A 962-nucleotide genomic window follows, 5' to 3' on the forward strand; every position below is an offset into this window, starting at 1 on the left:
CCATTTGAACGTAAGAAGTAGTGAATGATGCCATAGGTTTCTAACCTCTTTTATCATTCCGCTCAAACTATAGTAGTTAAAACTACCGGTAAGTTTCTTGTTCAATGTCTTCATGAATTCGTCAAATTGAGTGGTTCTATTCTCTTTGACCCATTTCTTTAAGTTTGACTTGAATTGCTTCTTCTTTTTACGACTAATTTTGTGTCCTACAGAATAGTAACCTTTTCTTGTCTTACTGTTGAAATGTGTAAAGCCTAGAAAATCAAAAGTTTCTCTAGTTCCACAATTTCTTCCAAATGGAAGTATTCGTGTCTTTTCTTTGGATAGTTCCAATCCAAAAAGTTCCATTCTTCTAATAATGGCTTCATATACTCTTTGTGCATCTCTTTCATATTGAAACATAATCAGAAAATCGTCGGCAAACCTTACCAGGTATGCTTCTCCATATAACTGTTTCTTAATACACTTTTCAAACCATAAATCCAACACATAATGTAGATACACATTGGCAAGTATTGGACTAATCAGTCCACCTTGGGGTGTTCCTACACTTGTTTCCTCATATTTTCCTTCTATCATGACACCTGATTTGAGCATTCTCGCTATATATCTCAGGTAGTTCGGGTCTGCGATATCATTTCGAAGAAATTTCATGAGCCACTCATGGTTCACATTATCAAAGAAGCCTTTAATGTCACAGTCCAGTATATAATTTACCTTCTTATACATAATGGTATCATTGATTACTTTAATCGCATCATGAGCCTTTCGTTTCGGTCTGAATCCATATGAACAGTCTAGAAATCTAGGTTCATATACATCACTAAGTATATCTGCCATGGCTCCTTGAAAGAGCCTGTCTTCATAGACCGGTATCCCTAAAGGTCTTTTCTTGCCATTTCCCTTGTCGATTTCAACTCGTCTTACGGGTTGTGGCTTATAGCTAAAACTCTTAAGTCTAT

At 36.0% G+C, this 962-nt stretch carries 1 protein-coding gene; it reads right to left on the reverse strand.

What is annotated here, in order from left to right; all coding sequences use genetic code 11:
• Positions 1–962: group II intron reverse transcriptase/maturase (gene ltrA / locus NE544_RS11990; RefSeq protein ID WP_256269498.1), on the reverse strand; the 962-nt coding region annotated here is incomplete at both ends.

Origin of the sequence: Holdemanella sp. MSK.7.32 (assembly GCF_024460475.1) — a bacterium.
In the GTDB taxonomy this organism is placed as follows: Bacteria; Bacillota_I; Bacilli_A; order Erysipelotrichales; family Erysipelotrichaceae; genus Holdemanella.